The organism is Streptosporangium sp. NPDC001681, assembly GCF_040298085.1.
Classification (GTDB): Bacteria; Actinomycetota; Actinomycetes; order Streptosporangiales; family Streptosporangiaceae; genus Streptosporangium.
Window position 1 is genome coordinate 1 of record NZ_JBEOZN010000145.1, and the last position, 23,744, is coordinate 23,744.

19 protein-coding genes are annotated in these 23,744 nt (G+C 70.7%); 10 read left to right on the top strand and 9 right to left on the bottom strand.

Annotation, left to right across the window (positions count from 1 at the left end; all coding sequences use genetic code 11):
• From ABT130_RS40300 to ABT130_RS40315, 4 genes are all read left to right on the top strand, one after another.
• A partial coding sequence (locus tag ABT130_RS40300) for a tryptophan synthase subunit alpha (RefSeq protein ID WP_350964762.1) occupies positions 1-306 on the top strand: 306 nt, incomplete at its 5' end.
• Positions 307-731: 425 nt separating this feature from the next.
• Complete coding sequence (locus ABT130_RS40305) at positions 732-1,301, top strand: TetR/AcrR family transcriptional regulator (protein WP_350926913.1); 570 nt, start codon at positions 732-734, stop codon at positions 1,299-1,301.
• A gap of 70 nt (positions 1,302-1,371) precedes the next feature.
• Positions 1,372-2,547, top strand: a complete 1,176-nt coding sequence (locus ABT130_RS40310) for a GDSL-type esterase/lipase family protein (RefSeq protein WP_350964765.1) — start codon at positions 1,372-1,374, stop codon at positions 2,545-2,547.
• A 126-nt stretch (positions 2,548-2,673) separates the two neighbouring features.
• Positions 2,674-3,657 (top strand): DUF2804 domain-containing protein, encoded by a 984-nt coding sequence (locus ABT130_RS40315; protein WP_350964768.1) that lies wholly within the window; start codon positions 2,674-2,676, stop codon positions 3,655-3,657.
• A gap of 114 nt (positions 3,658-3,771) precedes the next feature.
• Here ABT130_RS40315 and ABT130_RS40320 read toward each other — a convergent pair whose 3' ends face one another.
• Positions 3,772-5,511 (bottom strand): glycoside hydrolase family 2 protein, encoded by a 1,740-nt coding sequence (locus ABT130_RS40320; RefSeq protein ID WP_350964770.1) that lies wholly within the window; start codon positions 5,509-5,511, stop codon positions 3,772-3,774.
• The gene (locus ABT130_RS40325) at positions 5,508-6,797 is read right to left on the bottom strand and encodes an MFS transporter (RefSeq protein ID WP_350964772.1); all 1,290 of its coding nucleotides are present in this window, start codon (positions 6,795-6,797) and stop codon (positions 5,508-5,510) included. The genes ABT130_RS40320 and ABT130_RS40325 overlap by 4 nt, the downstream gene beginning before the upstream one ends.
• Positions 6,798-7,159: 362 nt before the next feature.
• Here ABT130_RS40325 and ABT130_RS40330 point away from each other — a divergent pair, with 362 nt between their 5' ends.
• A complete protein-coding gene (locus ABT130_RS40330) occupies positions 7,160-12,625 on the top strand; it encodes an ATP-binding protein (protein ID WP_350964774.1) in 5,466 nt (1,821 codons plus the stop codon).
• Positions 12,626-12,721: 96 nt separating this feature from the next.
• Here the strand turns inward: ABT130_RS40330 and ABT130_RS40335 are convergent, their stop codons facing one another.
• Positions 12,722-13,672 carry a GlxA family transcriptional regulator gene (locus tag ABT130_RS40335; RefSeq protein ID WP_350964776.1) on the bottom strand — a complete coding sequence of 317 codons (951 nt, stop codon included), beginning with the start codon at positions 13,670-13,672 and terminating at the stop codon, positions 12,722-12,724.
• Between the two features lie 189 nt (positions 13,673-13,861).
• Between ABT130_RS40335 and ABT130_RS40340 the strand changes: the two genes are divergently transcribed.
• Both ABT130_RS40340 and ABT130_RS40345 read left to right on the top strand, forming a co-directional pair.
• Positions 13,862-14,002 carry a hypothetical protein gene (locus tag ABT130_RS40340; protein WP_350964778.1) on the top strand — a complete coding sequence of 47 codons (141 nt, stop codon included), beginning with the start codon at positions 13,862-13,864 and terminating at the stop codon, positions 14,000-14,002.
• Between the two features lie 34 nt (positions 14,003-14,036).
• Positions 14,037-14,465 (top strand): DUF6010 family protein, encoded by a 429-nt coding sequence (locus ABT130_RS40345; protein ID WP_350964780.1) that lies wholly within the window; start codon positions 14,037-14,039, stop codon positions 14,463-14,465.
• A 140-nt stretch (positions 14,466-14,605) separates the two neighbouring features.
• Here the strand turns inward: ABT130_RS40345 and ABT130_RS40350 are convergent, their stop codons facing one another.
• From ABT130_RS40350 to ABT130_RS40365, 4 genes are all read right to left on the bottom strand, one after another.
• A complete protein-coding gene (locus ABT130_RS40350; protein ID WP_350964783.1) occupies positions 14,606-15,892 on the bottom strand; it encodes an RNA polymerase sigma factor in 1,287 nt (428 codons plus the stop codon).
• 15 nt (positions 15,893-15,907) lie between these two features.
• On the bottom strand, positions 15,908-16,327 hold the full coding sequence (locus tag ABT130_RS40355) for a YciI family protein (protein ID WP_350964786.1): 420 nt from the start codon (positions 16,325-16,327) through the stop codon (positions 15,908-15,910).
• 357 nt (positions 16,328-16,684) lie between these two features.
• Positions 16,685-17,179, bottom strand: a complete 495-nt coding sequence (locus tag ABT130_RS40360; RefSeq protein ID WP_350964788.1) for a cupin domain-containing protein — start codon at positions 17,177-17,179, stop codon at positions 16,685-16,687.
• A gap of 55 nt (positions 17,180-17,234) precedes the next feature.
• Positions 17,235-17,606, bottom strand: a complete 372-nt coding sequence (locus ABT130_RS40365) for a DUF4267 domain-containing protein (RefSeq protein WP_350926889.1) — start codon at positions 17,604-17,606, stop codon at positions 17,235-17,237.
• 87 nt (positions 17,607-17,693) lie between these two features.
• Between ABT130_RS40365 and ABT130_RS40370 the strand changes: the two genes are divergently transcribed.
• Complete coding sequence (locus tag ABT130_RS40370) at positions 17,694-18,266, top strand: TetR/AcrR family transcriptional regulator (protein ID WP_350964791.1); 573 nt, start codon at positions 17,694-17,696, stop codon at positions 18,264-18,266.
• A 126-nt stretch (positions 18,267-18,392) separates the two neighbouring features.
• On the opposite strand, the gene ABT130_RS40375 is transcribed toward ABT130_RS40370, so the two are convergent.
• Positions 18,393-20,897, bottom strand: coding sequence for a heavy metal translocating P-type ATPase (locus ABT130_RS40375; RefSeq protein ID WP_350964794.1), 2,505 nt, complete (start codon positions 20,895-20,897; stop codon positions 18,393-18,395).
• Between the two features lie 482 nt (positions 20,898-21,379).
• Between ABT130_RS40375 and ABT130_RS40380 the strand changes: the two genes are divergently transcribed.
• Both ABT130_RS40380 and ABT130_RS40385 read left to right on the top strand, forming a co-directional pair.
• Complete coding sequence (locus ABT130_RS40380) at positions 21,380-21,826, top strand: hypothetical protein (RefSeq protein ID WP_350964796.1); 447 nt, start codon at positions 21,380-21,382, stop codon at positions 21,824-21,826.
• Positions 21,827-21,905: 79 nt separating this feature from the next.
• Positions 21,906-22,538: a DUF305 domain-containing protein gene (locus ABT130_RS40385; RefSeq protein WP_350964798.1), complete on the top strand. Its 633-nt coding sequence runs from the start codon at positions 21,906-21,908 to the stop codon at positions 22,536-22,538.
• A 342-nt stretch (positions 22,539-22,880) separates the two neighbouring features.
• On the opposite strand, the gene ABT130_RS40390 is transcribed toward ABT130_RS40385, so the two are convergent.
• On the bottom strand, positions 22,881-23,744 hold an 864-nt coding region (locus ABT130_RS40390; RefSeq protein ID WP_350964801.1), incomplete at its 5' end, for a DNA glycosylase AlkZ-like family protein.

The following is a 23,744-nucleotide window of genomic DNA, read 5'->3' on the forward strand; positions in this document are numbered from 1 at the left end:
CCGGGGGCGGCCCGGGGTTTGGTGTCCCCCGCCTCGCTGTGGGGGGACCCCGCCACCCGCGCCCCCGGGGGTGGGGCCGGGCCCCCCCGGGGGCCCCCCCCCAGGGCGACCACCGAACTCCCGGTCTGCGTCGGCATCGGCGTCTCCGACGCCGAGCAAGCCGCCGAGGTCGCGGGCTTCGCGGACGGTGTGATCGTCGGTTCCGCCTTCGTCAAGGCGATGCTCGACGCACCCGACGAGGCGGCCGGGCTCGCGGCGGTCCGGACGCTCACGGCCGAGCTCGCCAAGGGTGTGCGCAGGGGTTAGCAGAGCCCTGGTCAGGCTCTGCGCCGCGCTGTGGTGGCACGGTCATTGCGGGCGACGGCCAGCGGTGCGCTGCAGGTGCTCCAGCCGTTACCGGGAGAAGAGCACCAGCGTCAAAGGCGAAAGCATCGGTCTGTGGTACTCCGGAAAGGCCCATCCCGGGCCGCGACCACCCCGGGGCCGCCAACAGCTCAGTCCAGGTCAGCCGCACTGATCACCATGAGGACAACGAGTGTGCGTGGTGGTCTTCCAGCCCAGCTACTTGGCGACCGGCTTCACATGGTCACTCAGGGCTTCGCCTCACCCTTGGGCAGTTCACGACGCGGTACGGATCTCCTGCTCAGTCGGCGGGTTCGCGAACGACAGGCCAATTTGCCTAAAGATATTAGGCAAATACATAATGGGTGTCGCTAGATGGGAGGAAGGTTATGGTTCGAGCAGGACTGACCACGGAACGCCTGACCCGGGCGGGGGCGGAACTGGCCGACGAGGTCGGCTTCGACCAGGTGACCGTCTCGGCGCTCGCCCGGCGGTTCGACGTCAAGGTCGCGAGTCTGTACTCGCACCTGAAGAACTCCCAGGACCTCAAGACCAGGATCGCCCTGTTCGCCCTGGAGGAACTCGCCGACCGGGTCGCCGCCGCCCTGGCCGGGCGCGCCGGCAAGGACGCCCTGGCCGCCTTCGCGAACGTCTACCGCGACTACGCCCGGGAGCACCCCGGCCGCTACGCCGCCGCCCAGCTCAGGCTCGACCCCAAGACGGCGGCCGCCAGCGCCGGTGTCAGGCATGCGCAGATGACGCGGGCGATCCTGCGCGGCTACGACCTGACGGAGCCGGACCAGACGCACGCGGTCCGGATGCTGGGCAGCGTCTTCCATGGCTACGTCAGCCTGGAGATGGGCGGAGGCTTCAGCCATACCGCAGTCGATCCGCAGGAATCCTGGTCCTGGATCGTGGATTCCCTCGACGCCCTGCTGCGGAACTGGACCGCACCCTGACCATCAGGGGGCCGCGCCGCGCACCGGCGCATCCGAACAATCCGAAAATCTTGATCAACAGGCTGAGGCAATGAACACCGAGCACGACTGGATCACCACACCCGTCACCGCGGACATCCTGCGCGGCGTCCTCGACGTGGAACGCACGGCGCACGGCCTGCTGCCGCACCGGCTGCCCGCTCGGGCCCGTCGGCAGATCCCTGACGACCAACTGGCCGTGGCCGAGGCCCAGTCGTCCGGCGTGCGGTTGGCCTTCCGCACCCGGGCCACCATCATCGAACTGGACACGCTGCCCACCAAGAGGGCCTACCGAGGTCTCCCGACCCCGGCGGACGGCGTATACGACCTGCTGGTCGACGGCCGTCTCACTGCCCAGGCCACGGTGACCGGCGGCAAGGTCCGCACGATCGACATGGCCACCCAGTCCGTCGAACTGCGCGAAGGGCCTCACGGCACCGCCCGGTTCACCGGTCTGCCCGCGCGTGACAAGGACGTCGAGATCTGGCTTCCTCATACCGAGATCACCGAGCTGATCGCCCTGCGCACCGACGCCCCGGTCGAGCCGACGCCGGACAGCGGGCGCAGGGTGTGGCTGCACCACGGCAGTTCCATCAGCCACGGCTCGAACGCCACCCACCCGACCGCCATCTGGCCGGCCCTGGCCGCCGCCCAGGGCGGAGTGGAACTGGTCAATCTGGGATTCGGCGGCAGCGCGCTGCTCGACCCGTTCACCGCCCGCGCGATGCGGGACACCCCCGCGGACCTGATCAGCGTCAAGATCGGCATCAATGTCGTCAACACCGACGTGATGCGCCTGCGCGCCTTCACCCCTGCGGCCCATGGCTTCCTCGACACCATCCGCGAGGGGCATCCGACCACGCCGCTGCTGGTAGTGTCCTCCATCCTATGCCCGGTCCAGGAGGACACCCCCGGCCCCCTCGCACCCGACTTCGACGGCGGGACCTTGCGGTTCAAGGCCACGGGCGACCCGGCCGAACGCGCCACCGGGCGTCTGACGCTCAACGTCATCCGCGACGAACTCGCCCGGATCGTCGAACAGCGGGCGGCTGACGACCCGAACCTGCACTACCTCGACGGCCGCGACCTTTACGGCGAGACGGACTACGCCGAACTGCCGCTGCCCGACGAGGTCCACCCTGACCCCGCAGGACACCGCCGCATCGGCGAGAACTTCGCGCGGCTCGCGTTCGGCGCCGGCGGCCCATTCGCCACCAGGACCGGCTGACCAGAATCGCGGTCGTGCTCGCCCCTCCCCCGCTGGGCTGGTCCGACGGGGAGGCCGCACCGGTGGTGCCCGCGCGCCGCGTGCCCCGGGGTGGGAGCCCCGGCCGTGCGCCACTACCCTCTGGCTATGCCGACCCACGAGCGGGAGATCACCGCCCCCGTCGATCTGTGCCTGCCCGACGGACGCCTCAACCCCGACGCGGTCGGCTGGAGCAGGCGCCCGCTGCACCGCGCGAACCTGCGCGGCTGGGGCAGGACCAAACGCTGGGAGTACTGGGGCATCGTCACCCCCGGCCACATCGTCGGGCTGGTGGCCTCGTCGCTCGACTACGCGGGCGTGCACGGTGTCTACGTGCTCGACCGCGCGACCGGCGCGGAGATCACCAAGGACGTGGTCGTGCCGCTGGCGCGCGGCGCGGTGCTACCGGACCGCAGCGGCGCGGGCCGGGCGTCGGTACAGGCGCCGGGCCTGCGCATCGACATCGACCAGCGCCCCGAGGGCACCTCGCTGCGGGCCGCCGTGCCCGGGGTGCGGCTCGACGTGGAGGTGCCGCTGCCCCAGGGGCACGAGTCGCTCGGCGTGGTCGTCCCGTGGAGCGCCCGGAGGTTCCAGTACACGGTCAAGGACGTCGGCAGGCCGGTGCGCGGCACGCTGACCGTCGGGGGGACCCGGCACGTCCTCGACGAGGCGACCTCCTTCGCGGTGCTCGACCACGGACGGGGCCGCTGGCCGTACTCGATCACCTGGAACTGGGCGGCGGGCAGCGCGCCGGGGCGGGCGATCCAGCTCGGCGGCAAGTGGACCGACGGCACCCGCTCGACGGAGAACGCGCTGTTCGTCGACGGGCGGATGCACAAGATCGGCGATGAGCTGGCCTGGGTGTACGACCGGCGCGACTGGATGCGGCCCTGGCGGATGACCGGTCCCGGGGTGGAGGTGGTCCTCCACCCGTTCCACGAGAAGATCTCGCGTACCGAACTGGGTGTGGTGGGCAGCGAGACCCACCAGTGCTTCGGCCACTTCTCCGGCCGCGCCCGGACCGACGAGGGCGAATGGGTCGACCTCGACGGTCTGGTCGGCTGGGCCGAGGAGGCACGCCAGCGCTGGTGAGAATCGGCCCGACCGTGCCGCCCGGTGACGACGTCCGGCCGGGGGCTTCCACCCGATGAGAGTCGATCCCGACGGCCTGGCCTGCTGGGCCGAGGAGGCCCGGTCCGGCCGGGTTCAGTCCAGCCGGAGCCGCCCGTTGACGGTCCGCACCAGTCCGGCGGGGAGTTTGAGCACCTCGCGGTCGTAGGTGAGCAGGCCGTTCAGCTCGTCCTCGACGTCGGAGAGCTGGGTGTAGACGGTCGCGCTCAGGCCGCGCGGCACGGCGGGCACGATCTGCCGGTAGTGCAGCCGGGCGAACGCTCCGCCGAGCTGCGCCGCCGTACGGCATCTGCGGTAGCCGAACTCGCGGTCGTTGAAGCTGTGGCCCTCGACGCGCAACGAGTAGCCGCCGTACTCCGACAGGACCAGCGCCCGCCCGTCGCGCCCGGCGGGCGGGCGGAAACGGCGGAAGTACACGTGCAGGCTCCGCAGGTCGCCCGCGCCCTGGTCGTGCCACCCGCTCGCGTGGTCGACCGTCCGGGTGGGGTCGAGCGCGGTGAGCTCCCCGGCGGCGCCCGCCGCGTCGAACTGGCCCCAGCCCTCGTTGAACGGCACCCACACGGCCAGGCCCACCACGTTGCGCAGCAGCTCGACGGTCTCCCGCAGCTCGGCTGCGAACCGCTCACGGCCCTCGGCGTCGCCGCGCCCGAACCACCGGTGGCGGCGGTCGTCGAGGCGCAGCGGTGTCAGCACCGGCGCGGTGATCACCAGCGGGTGATAGCGGCCGCCGCCGTTCACCATGTCCTGCCAGACGAGCATGCCGAGCCGGTCGCAGTGGTGGTACCAGCGCATCGGCTCGATCTTGATGTGCTTGCGCAGCATGTTGAAGCCGAGCCGCTTCATGGTCTCGATGTCGCAGACCATGGCCTCGTCGGAGGGCGGCGTGTACAGACCGTCGGGCCAGTAGCCCTGGTCCAGGACCCCGGCGTGGAAGTAGGGGCGTCCGTTGAGCAGCAGCCTGGGCACGCCGTCCGCGTCGCGCCCGACACCGAAGGAGCGCATGCCGACGTAGCCGCGTACGCCGTCGGCCCCAAGACGCACCGACACGTCGTACAGATACGGGTCCTCGGGACTCCACGGGCGGACGTCCGGGATCGGGATCCGCACCGGCACGCCCGCGTCCGCCTCGGCGGACGCGACCACCTCGCCGTCGGCGAGGATATCGACGGCGGCCCGCCCCGAGGCGGCGTGCACCGTCACCTCGACGCACGAGGCGTCCAGGTGCGGGACGAGCGTGAGCCGCTCCACGTGTACGGCGGGCACGCACTCGGCCCACACGGTCTGCCAGATGCCCGACTGGGCGGTGTACCAGATGCCGCCCCGGCGCAGCTTTTGCTTGCCGCGCGAGTGGTGCCCGGTGTCGGAGTCGTCCCGCACGGCCACGACCAGCGTGTTAGGGCCCTCGCGCAGGGTGTCGGTGATGTCGCAGGCGAACGGCAGGTAGCCGCCGGTGTGCGTGCCCACCTCGACCCCGTTGAGCAGCACCCGGCAGGTCTGGTCGACCGCGCCGAAGTGCAGCAGCACCCGCCCGCCCGGGACGGCGAACCCGTCGGGCAGGGTGAGCGCGCGCCGGTACCACAGCGTCTGCCCGGGCAGGAGTTGCCGCCCGACACCGGACAGCGGAGCCTCGGGGGAGAACGGCACGATGATGTCGCCGTCGTAGGCCTCGGGGACCTCGGGCTCGACCGGGGAGACGGCGTACCGCCAGCGGCCGTTGAGGTTGAGGTAGCTGTCGCGGACGAGCTGCGGCCTGGGGTACTCCGGCAGCACGGCCTCGGGGTCGAGGGCCGCGCCCCAGCGGGTCAGCAGGGTCATGCGGTCCCCCTGCGGCGCAGCGCCCGCACCGGTACGGCCATGAACGCCACCACGACCGTGGCGGCCAGGAAGATGGCCGGTGAGGGGACTTGTTTGAGCACCCCGAGCTCCTCGTAGTAGGCGTCGGCCCCCTTGATCACGGCGGCGCCCAGGAAGGGACCGACGATCATGGGGATGAGAATCGCGAAGACCATCCGCAGTCCCTGGACGTGACCGGCGCGGTCCGGCGGCGAGTGGTCGCGGACGATCGCCGCGATGGGCGCGAGCACCAGCATGAACCCGGACATCATGACGAGCCCGGCGGCGATCACCGGGATCATCCCGGTCGCGACGGACATCAGCAGCAGACCCGTGCCGTACACGGCGATCGCGGGTGGCAGGAAGCGCACCTTGCCCACCCGGTCGATGAGCGGCCCGCAGGCGACGCTGATCGCCGAGGAGCCGGTCAGCACCACGGCCAGGACGATCGCGTACCCCTCGATGTTCAGGTATCGCTGCAGGTAGATGATCAGGTAGGGCAGGAAGACCTGGGTGGAGATCCCCCAGATCGTCCACGCGGCCAGGGACAGGTAGAGGACGGGGTTGGCCCGTATCGCGCTCGGCCGCAGCCCGTGCACGAGTGAGGCCAGGTAGGCGCCCTCCTGGCGTACCGGGTCCGGGCGGTCGCGCACGAGCACCCAGGAGACGGCTCCGACCACGACGATGATCGCCCCGATGAGCACGAAGAACAGCCGCCACTCCCCCGCGCGGGTCAGCGAGTCGAACCCGCCGAAGACGGCCAGCATCGACACCAGCGGCATGATCGCCAGCACCGACTCCACCCGGCCCCGGTTCGCCGGGCGGGTCACGTCGGTCACCCACGCCTGGAAGGCCGCGTCGTTCGCCCCGGCGCCGAGGAACGACATCACGCAGTCCAGCGCGATGACCGCGACCACCGTGGCCGTGACGGCTCCGGCCGCCGGGGCGACGGCCGCGACCGCGTCGACGGTGACGAAGCCGAAGGCCGCCGTGGCCAGCCCCCACAGCACGTATCCGGCGGCGATGAAGGAGCGGCGGCGTCCCGCCCGGTCGGAGAGCGCGCCGACCAGCAGGGTGGCCACCGTCGCGGTCGCCGCGCTGGCGGCGACCATGGTGGCGATGGCGCCGGGGTCGTCGCTGACGGTGTCGTAGAGGAACACGTTCAGGTACATGTTCTCGACGGTCCATGCCACCTGTCCGGCGAAGCCGAGCACGATCAGAGCCGTCCACGAACGTCCGCCCAGCTTGGCGGCGATCTCTGTGGTCACGGCGAGAGACTACAGGGGGTTTTGTCACAATTTTGGGTAGACTTGGCGTCTGTCGAAACCGCGAAAATGTACTTTCTCCCGCCTTGCCGCACAAGAAAGGTGAGCCCACCACCGACAAAGGGCGTAGCAGATGAGTCCACTGAGTGGGCGAGCCTGGGAGAAGACAGACCGCCACTCCGCTCGCGCATGCCCGGTCAGGCTCGGGCGGCCCACGGCTTTTGATCGGTTTCTACAACTGGAGCCGTGTAGCGTGCGCTGTCTGCGACATGGCGTTACCAGCTGGTAGACGGAAGGGTGAACACTGCCGGGGGGCCGCCGTGTCACGGCGCGCACATCGTTGGTCTACAGGAAGGCTCGGTCGGGTGTTCAGTCGTGTCGCCATCGTCAATCGTGGTGAGGCCGCTATGCGGCTCATCCACGCCGTACGGGACATCGCCGCGGAGAGCGGGACACGGGTCGAGACCGTCGCCCTGCACACCGACGTCGACCGCATGGCCACCTTCGTCCGCGAAGCGGACCTGTCCTACGATCTCGGTCCCGCGTCCGCGCGCCCGTACCTCGACCTGAAGGTGCTGGAGCGCGCTTTGGTGGAGACCGGGGCCGACGCCGCATGGGTGGGCTGGGGCTTCGTCGCAGAGGACCCGGCGTTCGCGGAGCTGTGCGAGAAGGTTGGAGTCACCTTCGTCGGACCGAGCGCCGAGGCCATGCGCAAGCTCGGTGACAAGATCGGCGCGAAGCTGATCGCCGAGGAGGTCGGCGTGCCGGTCGCACCGTGGAGTCGCGGTGCGGTCGAGACCCTGGACGCCGCCCTGGCGGCGGCGGCCGAGATCGGCTACCCGCTGATGCTGAAGGCGACCGCGGGCGGCGGCGGGCGCGGCATCCGCGTGATCACGAACGAGGCCGAGCTCGCCGACGCCTACGAGCGCACCAGCCAGGAGGCCGCGCGGGCGTTCGGCAGCGGCATCGTGTTCCTGGAGCGCCTGGTCACCGGTGCCCGGCACGTCGAGGTCCAGGTGATCGCTGACGGCGAGGGCACCGCGTGGGCGCTCGGCGTCCGCGACTGCTCGGTGCAGCGGCGCAACCAGAAGGTCATCGAGGAGTCGGCATCGCCGGTGCTCAGCCCTGTGCAGACCGCCGAGCTCAAGGCGTCGGCCGAACGGCTGGCCGTCGCGGTCGGTTACCGCGGCGCGGCGACCGTCGAGTTCCTCTACCACCCCGGCGACAAGATGTTCGCGTTCCTCGAGGTCAACACCCGCCTGCAGGTCGAGCATCCGATCACCGAGTCCACCACCGGGTTCGACCTGGTCAAGGCACAACTGCGGGTGGCATCCGGTGGCAGGCTCGAAGGCGAGCCGCCGGTGGAACGCGGGCACGCCATCGAGGCCCGGCTGAACGCCGAAGACCCCGACCGCGACTTCGCGCCCTCCCCCGGCCGCATCGCGCGGCTGGACCTGCCCGCCGGGCCGGGCATCCGCGTGGACACCGGCGTCAGCGAGGGCGACACCATCCCCGCCGACTTCGACTCGATGATCGCGAAGATCATCGCCTACGGCCGCGACCGCGACGAGGCGCTCGGCAGGCTGCGCCGGGCGATGGCGCAGACCACGGTGATCATCGAGGGCGGCGCGACGAACAAGAGCTTCGTGCTCGACCTGCTCGACCAGCCCGAGGTGATCGACGCCAGCGCGGACACCGGCTGGATCGACCGCGTCCGCGGCGAGGGCAGGCTCGTCTCGCACCGGCACTCCGCCATCGCGCTGGCGGCCGCCGCCATCGAGGCGTACGAGGAGGAGGAACGCGTCGAGCGGCAGCGGCTGCTGTCGACGGCGTTCGGCGGACGCCCGCAGGTGCAGCACGAGAGCGGCCGGCCACTGGACCTCAAACTTCGTGGCGTCGGCTACCGCGTGCGCGTCGCGCGGGTCGGTGCGCATCGGTTCCGCGTCGGCGTCGAAGCAGGTGGCGACGTCCGCACCGCCGACGTCGAGCTCGACCGCTTCGACCGGCACACCGGGCGGATCGTCGTCAACGGCACCCGGTACCGCCTGCTCACCGACACGCACGGGCCGATCCACCTGGTCGAGGTGGAGGGCGTGACGCACCGGGTCAGCCGCGACGAGGGCGGCGTCGTCCGCTCGCCCGCGCCCGCGCTGGTCGTCGCCACGCCGCTGAAGGTCGGCGCCGAGGTCGAGGCGGGCGCGCCGGTGCTGGTGCTGGAGAGCATGAAGATGGAGACGGTGCTGCGGGCGCCCTTCAAGGCGCGGCTGAAGGAATGCGTCGTGTCCGTGGGCAGCCAGGTGGAGACCGGTGCACCGCTACTGTGGCTGGAGCCGCTCGCCGACGACGACACCGCGGCCGAGGACACCTCGGCCACCGAGTCCGTCGAGCTGGACCTGCCCGCCACGCCCGGGAAGATTCCGGTGTGGGAGCGCACCACGCGCGGCCAGGAGGACCTGCGCAGCCTGCTGCTGGGCTTCGACGTCGACCCGCACGACGAACGCCGGGTGCTCGACGACTACCTCGCCGCGCGCCGGGCGGCCACCGAGAACGGCCACCGGCCGCTGGCCGAGGAGCTCGAACTCATCGACGTGTTCGCCGACCTCGCCGAGCTGAGCCGCAACCGGCCGGCGGGCGAGGACGGCGGCGGTGACGGCCACGTGTACAGCGCCCGCGAGTACTTCCACACCTACCTGCAGAGCCTCGACGTCGAGCGGGCCAGGCTGCCGGAGGCGTTCCAGGCCAAGCTCGCCAAGGCGCTCGGGCACTACGGTGTCACCGAGCTGGAGCGCTCCCCCGAACTCGAAGCCGCGGTGTTCCGGATCTTCCTCGCCCAGCAACGCGTGTCCGCCGACGCCACGGTCGTCGCGACGCTGCTGCGCGCGTGGCTGCGCGAGCCGCCGCCGGACGAGACGCTGCGCGAGCCCGCCGGTCTCGCGCTGGAGCGGCTGGTCGCCGCGACACAGGTCCGCTTCCCCGTGGTCTCCGACCTCGCGCGCGGCGTGGTGTTCGCCTGGTTCGCCCAGCCGCTGCTGCGCCGCAACCGCGCCCGCGTCTACGCCGACGTCCGCAAGCACCTGCGCCACCTGGACACGCACCCGGACGCGCCGGATCGCGCGACGCGCATCGCCGAGATGGTGCGCAGCACCGAGCCGCTGGTGCGGCTGCTCGGCCAGCGGCTTGTCCGCGACGACCTGGACAACGCGATCATGCTGGAAGTGCTGACCCGGCGGTACTACGGCAACAAGGGTCTCACCGGCGTCCGCACCAGCGAGGTCGCGGGCTGCACGTTCGTGGTCGCCGAGCGCGCGGACTCGTGCGTGGTCTCCTCCGCGGTGAGCTTCGAGGCGTTGGGCAACGCGCTGCGCGGGCTGGCGGAGCTGGCGGGCGACGAGGACGCCATCGACGCCGACATCTATCTCGCCTGGGAGAATCAGCCGGAGGACTCCGAGACGATGGCGGTCGCGCTGCACAAGGTCGTCAGCGCGCACCCGCTGCCGGACCGGATCCGCAGGCTCACCGCCACCGTCGCGGGCAGCGGCGGCGCGGTGATGCACCACCACTTCACGTTCCGCCCGTCGACCACCGGGATGGCCGAGGAGCGGCTGATCCGCGGCCTGCACCCGTACATCGCGCAGCGGATGCAGCTGGAGCGGCTGAGCAAGTTCGACCTCACCCGGCTGTCGTCGTCGGACGAGGAGGTCTACCTCTTCCAGTGCGTGGCGCGGGAGAACCCGTCGGACGACCGCCTCGTCGCGTTCGCACAGGTACGTGACCTGACCGAGCTGCGCGAGCACGACGGCAGGCTGGTCGCGCTGCCGACGGCCGAGGACACCATCGCCACCTGCCTCGACTCGATCCGCCGCGCGCAGTCGCGGCGACCGTCGAAGAAACGCTTCAACACCAACCGGATCGTGGTCTACATCTGGCCGCCGAGCGACCTCACCCGCGCGGAGCTGGAGATGATCGCCGGACGCGTGCTGCCGACGACCGCGGGCGCCGGGCTGGAGGAGATCCTGTTCATCGCGCGGCAGCGCGACCGGAAGACCGGCGAGCTGACCAAGATCGCCGTGCGCATCTCCTTCGACGCCACCGGCGGCACCGAGCTGACCGTCGGCGAGCCGTCGGACGAGCTGGTCGAGCCGCTCGACGACTACCGGCAGAAGGTGCTGCGCGCGAGCAGCCGCAACACGGTGTACCCGTACGAGCTGACCGGCCTGCTCGGCGACTTCGTCGAGCACGATCTCGGCGACGACCACGCGCTGGTGCCGGTCGACCGGCCGAAGGGGCACAACACCGCGGCGATCGTCGCGGGCGTGGTCAGCACGCCGACCCGGCGGCACCCGCAGGGCCTCACCAGGGTCGTGCTGCTCGGCGACCCGACCAAGTCGCTCGGCGCGCTGTCGGAGCCGGAGTGCCGCCGCGTGGTCGCCGCGCTGGACCTGGCCGAGCGGATGCGGGTGCCACTGGAGTGGTACGCGCTGTCCGCCGGCGCCCGGATCTCCATGGAGTCGGGCACGGAGAACATGGACTGGGTGGCCGCGGCGCTCAAGCGGATCGTCGAGTTCACCCAGAACGGCGGCGAGATCAACATCGTGGTCGCGGGCATCAACGTCGGCGCGCAGCCGTACTGGAACGCCGAGGCGACGATGCTCATGCACACCAAGGGCATCCTGGTGATGACGCCGGACTCGGCGATGGTGCTCACCGGCAAGCAGTCGCTCGACTTCTCCGGTGGCGTGTCGGCCGAGGACAACTTCGGCATCGGCGGCTACGACCGGGTGATGGGCCCGAACGGGCAGGCGCACTACTGGGCGCCGAACCTGGCCGCCGCGCGGGACGTGCTGATGTCGCACTACGACCACACGTACGTCGCCCCCGGCGAGGAGGCGCCGCGGCGGGCGAAGACGACCGACCCCGTCGACCGCGACATCTCCGACTTCCCACACGTCCTGGTCGACAGCGGCTTCACCACCGTCGGCGAGATCTTCTCCGCCGAGGCCAACCCGGACCGCAAGAAGCCGTTCGACATCCGGACCGTGATGCGGGCGCTCTCCGACCAGGACCACCCGGTGCTGGAACGCTGGGCGGGCATGGCCGACGCGGAGACCGCAGCGGTGCAGGACGTGCATCTCGGCGGCGTGCCGGTGTGCCTGCTCGGCATCGAGTCACGGGCGGTGCCCCGGCGCGGCTTCCCGCCCACCGACGGCCCGGACACCTACACCGCGGGCACGCTGTTCCCGCAGTCGTCGAAGAAGGCCGCGCGGGCGATCAACGCGGCCAGCGGCAACCGGCCGCTGGTGGTGCTGGCGAACCTGTCGGGCTTCGACGGCTCGCCGGAGTCGATGCGGAAGCTGCAACTGGAGTACGGCGCCGAGATCGGCCGCGCGATCGTGAACTTCCGCGGGCCCATCGTGTTCTGCGTGATCTCGCGGTACCACGGCGGCGCGTTCGTGGTGTTCTCGAAGGCGCTGAACCCGAACATGACCGTGCTCGCGCTGGAGGGCTCGTTCGCCTCGGTGCTCGGCGGCGCCCCCGCCGCCGCGGTGGTGTTCTCCGGCGACGTCAACGCCCGCACTGCGGCCGACCCGCGCGTGCGGGACCTGGAGGCCCGCGTCACGGCCGCCTCCGGCGCCGACCGCGCCGCGTTGACCGCGGAGCTCGACGAGTTCCGCTCGTCGGTCCGTGCGGAGAAGCTCGGCGAGGTGGCCGCGGAGTTCGACCGCGTGCACAACATCCAGCGCGCGGTCGAGGTCGGCTCCGTCGACGCCGTCATCCGCGCCGCGGAACTGCGTCCACGGATCATCGAGGCCATCGAGTCCCGCCTGCGCTGACAGTGAGGCGCCACGGTGAGGACCTCGCCGTGGCGCCTCACGCCGGCCTGCTCGTACGCCAGGCGCCTGCACCGGTTATGGCGCAGAGGCGGAGTCTCAGGAGGTGTTCGTCCGGAAAGAGGAGCGGTAGGACTGCGGCGTGACGCCGACGACGCGCTTGAACCGCTCCCGGAACGCGGTGGCCGAGCCGAAACCGGCCTGCGCGGCGATGCGTTCGACGCCGTGGCCGGTGGTCTCCAGCAGGAACTGCGCACGCCGTACGCGTGCTCGCAGCAGCCACTGCAGCGGGGTGGTGCCCGTCTGCTCGCGGAAGCGGCGGCTGAAGGTCCTCTCGCTCATCCCGCTGCGCATGGACATCTCCGCCAACGTCACCTCCTGGGCGAGGTTGTCCTCGATCCACGACAGCACCGGCTCCAGCAGCGAACCCTGGGGAACCGGCGGCTGGGTGTGAATGATGAACTGCGCCTGCCCGCCCTCCCGTTCCAAGGGCATCACCGACAGCCGGGCCGAGTCCGCGGCGACCGCCGAGCCGAAATCCCGCCGGATGATGTGCAGGCACAGATCCAGGCCGGCGGCGGCCCCGGCCGAGGTCAGGATCTGGCCGTTGTCAACGTACAGAACATCCGGTTGCACATCCACCCGCGGGAACATCTGGGCCAGCCGACGAGCCGCCACCCAGTGCGTGGTCGCGCTCAGCCCGTCCAGCAGCCCAGCCGTGGCAAGGGTGAACGCCCCCGTGCAGATGGAGGCGATCCGGGTGCCGGCGGCCGCGGCCGCGCGCACGGCGTCGAGCACCTCCCGAGCGGGCGGGGTGGCCTGCTCGGAGCATCCCGGCACGACGATCGTGTCCGCCTCCCGCAGCGCCTCCAGGCCGTGCGGGGCGATGAGCGTGAAGGCGTCGCAGGCCACCTGCGGCGTCGCGGCACAGACCAGGACCCGGTACGGCCGGCGCCCGTCCGCCAGCCGGGCACGTCCGAACACCTCGATCGGCGTCGCCATGTCGGCCGCCACCACATGGTCCAGAGCCAGGACCGCCACCGTGTGCATGAGGACACCGTAAGCGAGAACCCGCCAACCACGAACAGCCAGGTGAAGCCTCTGACGCGGTCATCTTCGCAGCTGGGGCCGGGTGGCGAGAACCCGTTGGAAATTGTCGATTCAGCCCATGGGGAGCCGAGGACGGCCGGTCTAGCCTTGCGCTGCGAGATCCGCGCAGGCGCAGAAGGAGCAGCGCTGATGCATGCACAGGTCGTGCTGTACGACGGTTTCGCCCCTATGGCCGCCGCCCTGACCTGGCTGCCGGGGGCCGGCGGACTGCCGGCTCTGCGGCGCCTCGACAAGGCGGCGAAGCGGAGCAGGCAGGTCCGCGTCAACTGAAGCACCCCTACCTCAGAACGGATTGCCACACCCCATGTCCATCGTCATGCCGATCGTCATCGGGCTGATCTGCGTTTCCCTCATGTCCCTGATCCCCGAGCCGCATCGACGCCAGGTCAACGCCGTGTTGGTCGGCGGTGCGGGCGCCGCCTACCTCAGCGGGGGCGGACTCGGGTACTGGGAGTTCGTCCTGCCGGTCGTCATGACCTATGTCGCCTACCGAGGGCTCAGGAGCTGGGCCTGGATCGGCATCGGCTGGCTGCTCCACACCGCCTGGGACGTCCTGCACCACCTCAAGGGGAACCCCATCCTCCCCTTCGCCGAGCATTCCTCCTTCGGCTGCGCCATCTGCGACCCGGTTGTGGCGCTGTGGTGCTTCGCGGGCGGGCCGTCGATCTTCGACTGGGTACGTGCCCGCCTGCCCCGCAAGCCCGCGACGCCGATCGGCCCTGCCGGGGAGTAAAGAGGCCGAGCTTGCAGTTCCTCGCCGTCGATGGATTCAACGGTTCAGGCCGCGTCGTCGGTGGCGTGACGCACTGCCCGGCGACCGATGTTGATCACCGGGCAGTAGTCCGCCGGGCCGGCGAGCCCGCACGAAACACATCAGCCGAGGTCGGCGAGTTTACGCTCCAGCACCGCCCGCTCGCGCTCGTTGCCGCACAGCCGTACGGCGAGCTCCAGTTCGGTGCGCGCCTCGCCGGTGCGGCCCAGGCGGATGAGCAGTTCCCCGCGAACGCTCGGCAGCAGGTGCGAGTTCGACAGCGCCTCGGCGGCCACCAGCTCGTCCACGATCGGCAGCGCTGCAGCCGGTCCCTGGGCCATGGAGACCGCCACCGCCCGGTTGAGGTCGACCACCGGTGACGGCGCGAGCCGGCCAAGCGTCTCGTAGATGAGCACGATGCGCTCCCAGTTCGTCACGTCGACCGACGGAGCGACGGCATGGCATTCGGCGATCGCCGCCTGCAAGCCGTAGGCGCCCAGGCCCCGGCCGACCTGCTCCGCGCGGGCCAGGGCGGCTCGCCCCCGGCGGATCGCGGCGCGGTCCCAGCGGCGGCGGTCCTGGTGCTCCAGCAGCACCGGCTCGCCGTCCGGCCCGGTGCGGGAGGGGAAGCGCGCCGCGGTCAGCTCGAGCAGCGCCAGCAGGCCGTGGACCTCGGGCTCATCCGGCACCAGACGGCTCAGCACCCGGGCGAGGCGCTGTGCCTCGCTCGCGAGGTCGAGTCGGATCAGATCGTCACCGGAGCTGGCCGAGGACCCTTCGGTGAAGATCAGGTAGACCACGCTGAGCACCGAGCCGAGCCGCTCGGTCCGCTCCTCGGCCGACGGCACCTCAAACGGCACCCGGGCCGCCCCGAGGGTCTTCTTCGCCCGAGTGATCCGGGCCTGCACGGTGGCGGCCGGAACGAGAAACGCCTTGGCGATCTCATCGCTCGTCAGACCGCCGACCACCCGCAGGGCGAGCGCTACCCTCGCCTCCCGCGACAGCACGGGGTGGCAGGAGATGAACATCAACGCGAGCACGTCGTCATCGATCTGGTCCGGATCCCACAGCACGTCCTCGGCGTCCCGGGCCGAGTCGGCGGGTGCGCTCCCCGAGACGACACCACCCTCACTCAGGTTGTGGGCGAGGGCGGCGTACCTCTCGTCAAGAGCGGCGCGCCGGCGGAACGCGTCGATCGCGCGGCGCCGGCCGACGGTGAGCAACCACCCCGCGGGGTTGCGGGGTACGCCGTCGCGTGGCCAGGTCACGAGTGCCTCGGCCAGCGCCTCCTGGGCGAGGTCCTCGGCCAGCGCGAAGTCGCCGGTGTACCGCGCGAGCGCACCGACGATCCGTGCGGACTCGATCCGCCAGACGGCGGCAACGGCCTCACGGCCGGTGGGATCGGCCATCTCCTGTCGATCCGCTCAGAGCTGACCGGTGGCCTCGCGCCACGCCCGCTCCTTCTGGACCCACTCGTTGTCCTGTGGGAACTCGTCGATCGTGGTGACCCGGCGGATCTCGGTCTTGAAGCCCGGGCCGGTGATCGGCGACCGCTTGGCCCACTCGACGGCCTCCTCCTTCGACGCCACGTTGAGGATGTAGAACCCGCCGAACAGCTCCTTGGTCTCGCCGTACGGGCCGTCGGTGACCACGGGCGGCTCGGCGGAGTAGTCGACGACCACTCCCTCGGCGGCGGCGTCGAGTCCCTCCGCGGCGACCAGCACACCGGCCCGGATCATCTCGTCGTTGTACCTGCCGATGGTCTCGAGCATCTTGCCGAAGTCGATGTCCGCCATCCCCGCGAAGGCCTCGTCGGTGGCGCGCATGATCAGCATGTACTTCATTGTTCTGTCTCCCTGGGTTGTCCGGGCCCCTCTCTCGGACCCTCTCACTTCTAGGTCGAACGGGAATGTCGTGGATCGACACAACCGCCGATCTTCTTCCGGCACTTGGATTCGAGGGTTCCCCGCAGCGTCCTCGCCGTGGAACAGGCCGACGTCCTGCCCGCCTATGCCACTCACCGCGATGAGCACCGGTACGCCGGAAACCGCCTTCGCGAGGCCGGTCCCATCATCAGCGGCCCGTTCGAAGAAGTTCGCAGCGGTGGAGACGCGTGCTCCGGCTCTCCCGGCGACCGGCAAGCCGGATCCAAGGCGTGTCGCCCCTCGTTTCCCGAGCTTGCCAGTTGCTCATCGGCGGTTTCAGGCTCTGGCCTGGTTCCAGGTCGTGCTGTTGAGGAAGTAGGTGTCGTAGAGCTCCTGGACCTCCAGCAGGCTTTCGGGCGGCACCTTCCCGTAGGCGATGCGCTCCAGATGGCGGAAGTATTCGAACCGTTCGACGCCGGGGGTGATGACGATGAGGATGTCGGCGTCCTGTCCCGGTGCGGCGGCGAAGGCGTGTGCGACACCGGGCGGCACGATGACCAGATCACCGCGCTGGGCGGTCACGACCTGCTCGCCGGACAGCAGTTGGGCGGTGCCGTCCAGCATGTAGAACAGCTCGGCCGAGTTGGAGTGGTGGTGCGGCTTGGCGCCGTCGGCGCCGTCGGCCAGGGTCACCCGCTGGGTGGACAGCGCGCCGCCGGTGGAGCCGCTGTCGGCCAGTAGCCGGATGGTGGTCGGGGCCTGGCCGATCACTTCGGCCTTGGCGGAGCGGACGATCACGGACTCGTCGAAGTCCGGCCTGATCAGCGACATCTGTGCGACTCCTTGCCTGGGGCGAGCGTTTCCGTTCGAAGACAGTTTCTGATCTTCAGAGAGCGAAGAGCAAGGCGGCGTTGATGAGCACCACCACGGCGGTGGCGAAGTGGATACCGAAGGCGGCGGCCTTGGTACCGCCGTGGCGCAGGACGATGACGGTGTCACCGAGCGGGAGGAGGGCGACGACCAGCATGTACCAGGCCTCGGCGTGGGCGCCGGCGAAGGCGAGCAGGGCCAGGCCGAGGATGCCGTAGCCGGCGTCGCGCAGTCCCTTGATGGTCAGGTAGGCGGCGTCGCCGTCGTGCTTGGCGGGGACGCCATAGCCGGCGGCCGCGGCCCGGGGCGCCAGGAGGAACCGGACACCGATGAAGATGACGAAGAGGTTGAGTACGACGGCCAGGCCATAGGCGAGGGGGGCAAGCATGATCTTCTCCGGCTGCTATCAGTGCTAGGAACACGATCGAGGCTAACATAGCGTTGATAGGAGTGCTAGTGATGCTAGAATCATCTCGTGCCGATTCAAACGCGCCGGGAGCGTGAGCGGGCAGAGCGGGAGCGGTTGATCATCGCAGCGGCCCGGGAACTGGTCGAGGCCGAAGGCTGGGAGGCGGTGACGACCCGTCGCCTCGCCGAACGGGTCGAGTACAGCCAGCCGGTGCTCTACAGCCACTTCAAGGGCAAGGACGCCATCATGGCGGCGGTCACGGTGGAAGGCTTCGCCGACCTGGCCGTCGAGCTGCGCGCGGCCCGTACGTCGGCGACCGACCCTCGCCGGGCCCTCGCCGACGTCGGCGCCGCGTACGCCGCGTTCGCCGAGCAGCGACCCGCGTTGTACGACGCGATGTTCACGCATGCCGTCGACCTGCCGTTCGCCGGCCCCGAAGCACCGGCCGCCCTGCACGCGGCCCTCGACGAGCTACGCGAGGCCATACGACCACTGGCCGGGGAGGACGACCTGGGCCTGCTCACCGAGACCCTCTGGGGAGGCCTGCACGGACTGATGACGCTCATGCGTGGCGGCAGGCTCCGGCACGAGGGCCACGAGCGGCGCCTGGCGCTGCTGCTCGGCCGCTTCTCGCACTGACCCGCTGATCACACCGTCCTCCCACGTCTCGGCGGCGGACTCCCGAACCTGACCGCGGCGGCGGGACCCGGCGCGGGCGCCTTTGGCCTTCACCCGTGCCCGACGGCCGGCCAGGTCCAGATGGGGTCACCACATGTGCTCGGCCGTCCGAGGTTCCTCCGCGCCCTGGCGCGTGCCCGAGGGTGAGGGCAGCCGCAGCCGCTTGAGGGCGAGGGCGTTGACGGCGACGATGACGCTGGAACCGGACATGGACAGCGCGGCGATCTCGGGGCGCAGCATCAGGCCGAAGGCGGGCTCGAACACGCCCGCGGCGATGGGCAGGGCGATCGCGTTGTAGCCGATCGCCCACCCGAGGTTCTGCCGCATCTTACGCAGCGTGCCCCGGCCGATGAGCAGCGCGGCGGGCACGTCGAGGGGGTCGGAGCGCATGAGCACGACGTCGGCGGTCTCGATGGCGACGTCGGTGCCGGCACCGATGGCGATACCCAGGTCGGCCTGGGCCAGCGCGGGGGCGTCGTTGACACCGTCACCGACCATGGCGACCTTACGGCCACCGGCCTGTAGCTCGGTCACCTTGGCCGCCTTGTCGCCGGGCAGCACCTCGGCGATCACGGTGTCGATCCCCAGTCGCCGTGCGATTCGCTCGGCGGTGGCGGTGTTGTCGCCGGTGAGCATGACCACCTCGACGCCGAGCTCGTGCAGGGCGGCCACCGCCGCCGCCGAGGTTTCCCTGGGGGCGTCGGCGATGCCGATCACCGCGGCGGCCGTGCCGTCGACCGCGACCATGACCGCGGTACGGCCGCCGGCGGCCACCTGCTTCCGGTGAGCCGCCAGCTTGCCGAGATCCACGCCCTCGCGCTCCAGCAGGCGCCGGTTACCCACCGCCACCCGGTGCCCGGCCACCTCGGCGACGGCACCGTGCCCGGGCACGTTCTCGAACCGCCCGGCCCGCAACGCCTCCAAGCCGAGCGCGTCGGCGTGGCCGACGATCGCCTCGGCCAGCGGGTGCTCGGACTCCCGCTCCACCGCGGCCACCAACCGCAGCAACTCGTCGGCGGCGATTCCCTCGGTGATGACGTCGGTGACCTCTGGTTCGCCCTTGGTCAGAGTGCCGGTCTTGTCCATCACCACCACCTGGATGCGGGCGGAGGTCTCCAGCGCGATCGCGTTCTTGAACAGCACGCCCCGCTTGGCGCCGAGCCCCGTACCCACCATGATCGCCGTAGGGGTGGCCAGGCCGAGCGCGTCGGGGCAGGTGATGACCACCACGGTGATGGCGAACAGGATCGCCACACCGAACGGCGCACCGGCCAGCAGGAACCAGGCGGCGAAGGTCAGCGCACCGCCGATCAGCGCCATCAGCACCAGCCAGAAGGCCGCCCGGTCGGCCAGCCGCTGCCCAGGAGCCTTGGAGTTCTGGGCCTGCTGCACCAGTTTGACGATCTGCGCCAGGGCGGTGTCCGCACCCACCCTGGTGGCGCGCACCCGCAGCGTGCCGTTGCGGTTGATGGTCGCGCCGATGACCGTGGAACCCGGCTGCTTGTGCACCGGCAGGCTCTCGCCGGTGACCATGGACTCCTCCACCTCGCTCTCGCCGTCCTCGACCACCCCGTCGGCCGGAATCTTCGCCCCGGGACGGACCAGCAGCAGATCGCCTTCGAGAACCTCGGCGGTGGGCACCTCGACCGGTTCGCCGTCGCGGACGACGACCGCCTTGGGCGGGGCCAGGTCGAGCAGGGCGCGGACGGCGTCGTTGGCACCGCCGCGGGCGCGCATCTCGAACCAGTGCCCCAGCAGCACGAAGGCGGCCAGCACGGTGGCGGCCTCGTAGAACACCTCGCCACCGCCGGTGAGGGTCACGATCACCGAGTACAGCCAGCCCGCGCCGACCGCCACCGCGACCAGCACCATCATGTCCAGGGTGCCGGCGCGCAGCGCCCGCACCGCCCCGGTGAAGAAGATCCAGCACGAGTAGAAGATCACCGGCAGGCTGAGCAGCAGCGCCCACACGTCCTGGCGCAGCCCGAACGGGACCGGCAGGTTCAGGCCGAGCACTTCGGTGCCGATCGGCGACCACACCACGATCGGAATGGAGAACAGCAGCGCCACCAGGAACCGGTTGCGCATGTCGGCCACCATCGCGGCCATCGACATCCCGCCGTGACCCATCATCTCGTGCGGAGCGGCCACGCCCTCAACCCCACCATGATCCACGTGCCCGGCGGCCCCGGCCCGCGCTGTGTCGTCCACACGGGTGTCGCGACCGGGTGCGTGCTGTTTCGCCGTGGTGGTGCCGTGGGAGGTGGGAGGGTGATCTTTGTGGTCGAAGGGTGGCGGGTCCGGCTCGGTCATCGGATCACAGATGTGAGAGGGCACTGACTGACCGGCGCAGTGGTAGCCGCATTCGATCACCCAGGTGCGCAGCTCGGCCAGACAGGTGCGGGTCGGGTCGAACACCACGGTCGCCGTCTGGGCGACCGGGTTGACCTCCACCTCCAGCACTCCCGGACGGCGGCCGAGCCGGGCCGCGACGACGTTCTGCTCCGTGGCCCACCGCAGTCCGCTGACATCGAGGACCGCGGTGCTGCGCTCCTTGCCGGCGCCGTGCCGGGTGTCCATGTGATCTGTCATGGGCCTTTCTCCTTCATCTCGGAGGGCGCCGAGATCGAACCCCTCCTATCGCCAATCGTGAATTCCCCCGCGAAACGCGATCCCGGGTGAAGGGCACCGTCGGCATCCGGGCCCGACGAGCGGCAGGCTCGGCTCACGGCGGCGTTTCCGGGCCGCACATCACGTCGTTCTCCTTGACAACACCATGCCCGGATCCGAGAGATCTTCAATCGGAGGGAATGGCCCACTGGTTCCGCTGCCGGAGTCCTGGTCAGGTTTCCCCGAGGGTACGTCGGCGTTGCCCGGGGTACATGGCGGCGCGCACGGCGAGGCCGGACGTCGGTGCCGGATCCCGTCATGGGCATGCGGGGCATGCGCATACCTCTCCGTTGTTCGCCCCCCGTAAGGGCGTCCTGCCGCATGCCTACGCCGGATCATCCTACTATCATAGATAGTAGGATGCCCGGAAAGGCCAGCCAGACCGTGACTGCGAGGGGAAGACGATGGGCGGCTCAACTCGCCGGTTCGCGTTGCGGGTGTCGCACCGGCTTCTTCTGATCGCTCTGGTTCTGGGCGTCGCCGGGATGCACACGCTGGGGCATCTGGACCATCAGCAGGGACACGGCGGTACGCCTGCCGCCTTCGAGCATGCCTCTACCGCTGAGCACGGAGTGCCGGAGGCGCGCTCCATGCTCCTTCCCGCTCTGATGCCCCAGGCCGGGCAACTGATCTCAAGGCTTGACGACACTCCTCTCACCCCTGATCCGAGCTCCGTCTGCCTGGCCGTACTCACCTCCTTCCTCCTTCTCCTCATCGGTATGGCGGCCATGTGGACGCGGCGAATCTCGCAGGTCCGGATGGCCGATGCCTCGCCGATGTCGCTCGTCGCCCGCCCGCCCCCGCGCAGGACGGCCCTACGCCTGGCGTGTCTCTCGGTTTTGCGGCTATAGGCCGATCTTCACCGCGGACGGCATCGAGGATCCGGCCGCCGACGATCGACACGCAGATACGACCGACCGAAAAGAGACCATGGAAATGTTCGCCGACCACTCCGCCCTTCGCAGGCTCGCACTGACCGCCACAGCGGGAGCCGGCGCTCTCGCGCTGCTCACCGCCTGCGGAGGCGGGGACGACGCGATGACCGGCCACACCGGCACGACCAGCAGTGCTCAGGCTCCCGCCACCACCGCGAGCCAGAAGCCTGGAGCCTCCTTCAACGAGGTTGACGTCGCCTTCGCGCAGATGATGATCCCGCATCACGAGCAGGCCGTGGAGATGGCCAGGCTGGCCGAGACGCGCGCCTCCGACCCGGAGGTGAAGGAATTGGCGGCGAAGATCGAGGCCGCGCAGGGACCGGAGATCGCCACCATGACCGACTGGTTGTCCACCTGGAAGGCTCCCGCCCCGGAGGGCCACGGCGGGCATGTCATGCCCGGCATGATGACCGAGGAGGACATGGTCAAGCTCCAGAAGGCAAAGGGCGCCCGGTTCGACCGGATGTTCGCGGAACTCATGATCGCCCATCACAAGGGGGCGATCACGATGGCCAAGACCGAGCAGAGCGACGGGGCCGATCCCAAGGCCAAGGAACTCGCCAGAACCATCGAGAGCGCCCAGCAGGCTGAGATCGAGCAGATGCAGGAGCTTCTCGACCGGCTGTAAGCCACAGAGCGGTCGGCGGTGTCCGGATGTGCTCTACAAGGACATCGCCGACCTTCGGTGTTGCGGTTCATCCGCCGCATTCAGGGGCCGTGGCCGAGCGTCCGCCCTGGTCAGAGTCGGCCTGAGGTGAGCGCCCGGCCTGATCGCCGTTTGGTGCCGCCGCCGCCGTCGGCGTGGGCGGGGCAGATCAGGTCCGGGATCGACGAGAACCTTGAGGCGCGGGGCGGCGTGGGTCCCCTACCGCCGTGGACAGGCGCCTGACCGTGCAGGCCCTTCGGCAGCGTGCACCGAAGCGTGCCACCCGAACCCGTGCTCAGGGGAAGCAACCCGCGGGTGTGCCGCTCAGCGGGGAGACGCGGCGATCTGTACGCGCCGGCTGTCGTTGTCGGAGAGGAACGACGCCAGCGCCCGCCCCTGCTCGGCTACGGTGGTGCGGTCGGCTCGGGAGAAGCGGCGCAGCGGGGTGACGATCACGGTGCCGACCGTGACGCTCCAGGTCGCGGCGACCCGGCCGTCGACCAGGACAACGCGAGCCCCGGCGACCGACAGGCCGCGGTGGGCGTTGTCGATGATCCGGCTGCGGTCGTGGTAACCGAGGAGCGCGTTGTCGAACGCCGGCAGGAATCGCACCGGGGCGGGTGTGTCGGGGTCGGGGCGCGGCGCGTCGGGGAGGTCCAGCAGCTCCCGGCCTCGCTCGTCGCGGAAGGTGACCAGCTCCTCGCGTATCGCGGCCACCGCGGCCGGCAGTCCGGCGAGGCCGCACCAGGCGCGCAGGTCGGCTGCGGCGGCGGGGCCGAACGCGGCCAGATAGCGCCGTACCAGCGCTTCGCCGACCGGATCGGAGACCTTCGGGGCCGGCGGGTCGATCTCGCGCCCCAGCCAGGAGGAGAGCAGGACGTTGCGCACTCCCGCCCTCGTGCGCCACACCCCGCGCGGCGGCAGCTGCGCCACCGGGACGAGGGCGGCGATCAGCATTTCGCCCAGCGCCCGCGGTCCCGGCGCCGGCCAGCGCTCAGCCAGCGCCCGCGCGAGCTCGGTCATCGAACGGGGCTCGTCGTCGGCCATCACCGCCCGGCCTGCCGCCGCGAGCTCGTCGAGGTCTACCCCGGCGAACTTCGTGCGGGGGGTGCACGCTGCCCCGAGGGGCCGCCAGCCGGGGTGGGGGGGGCCGCCCGGCCGCCGGGGCGGGGGACCACGGACACGACA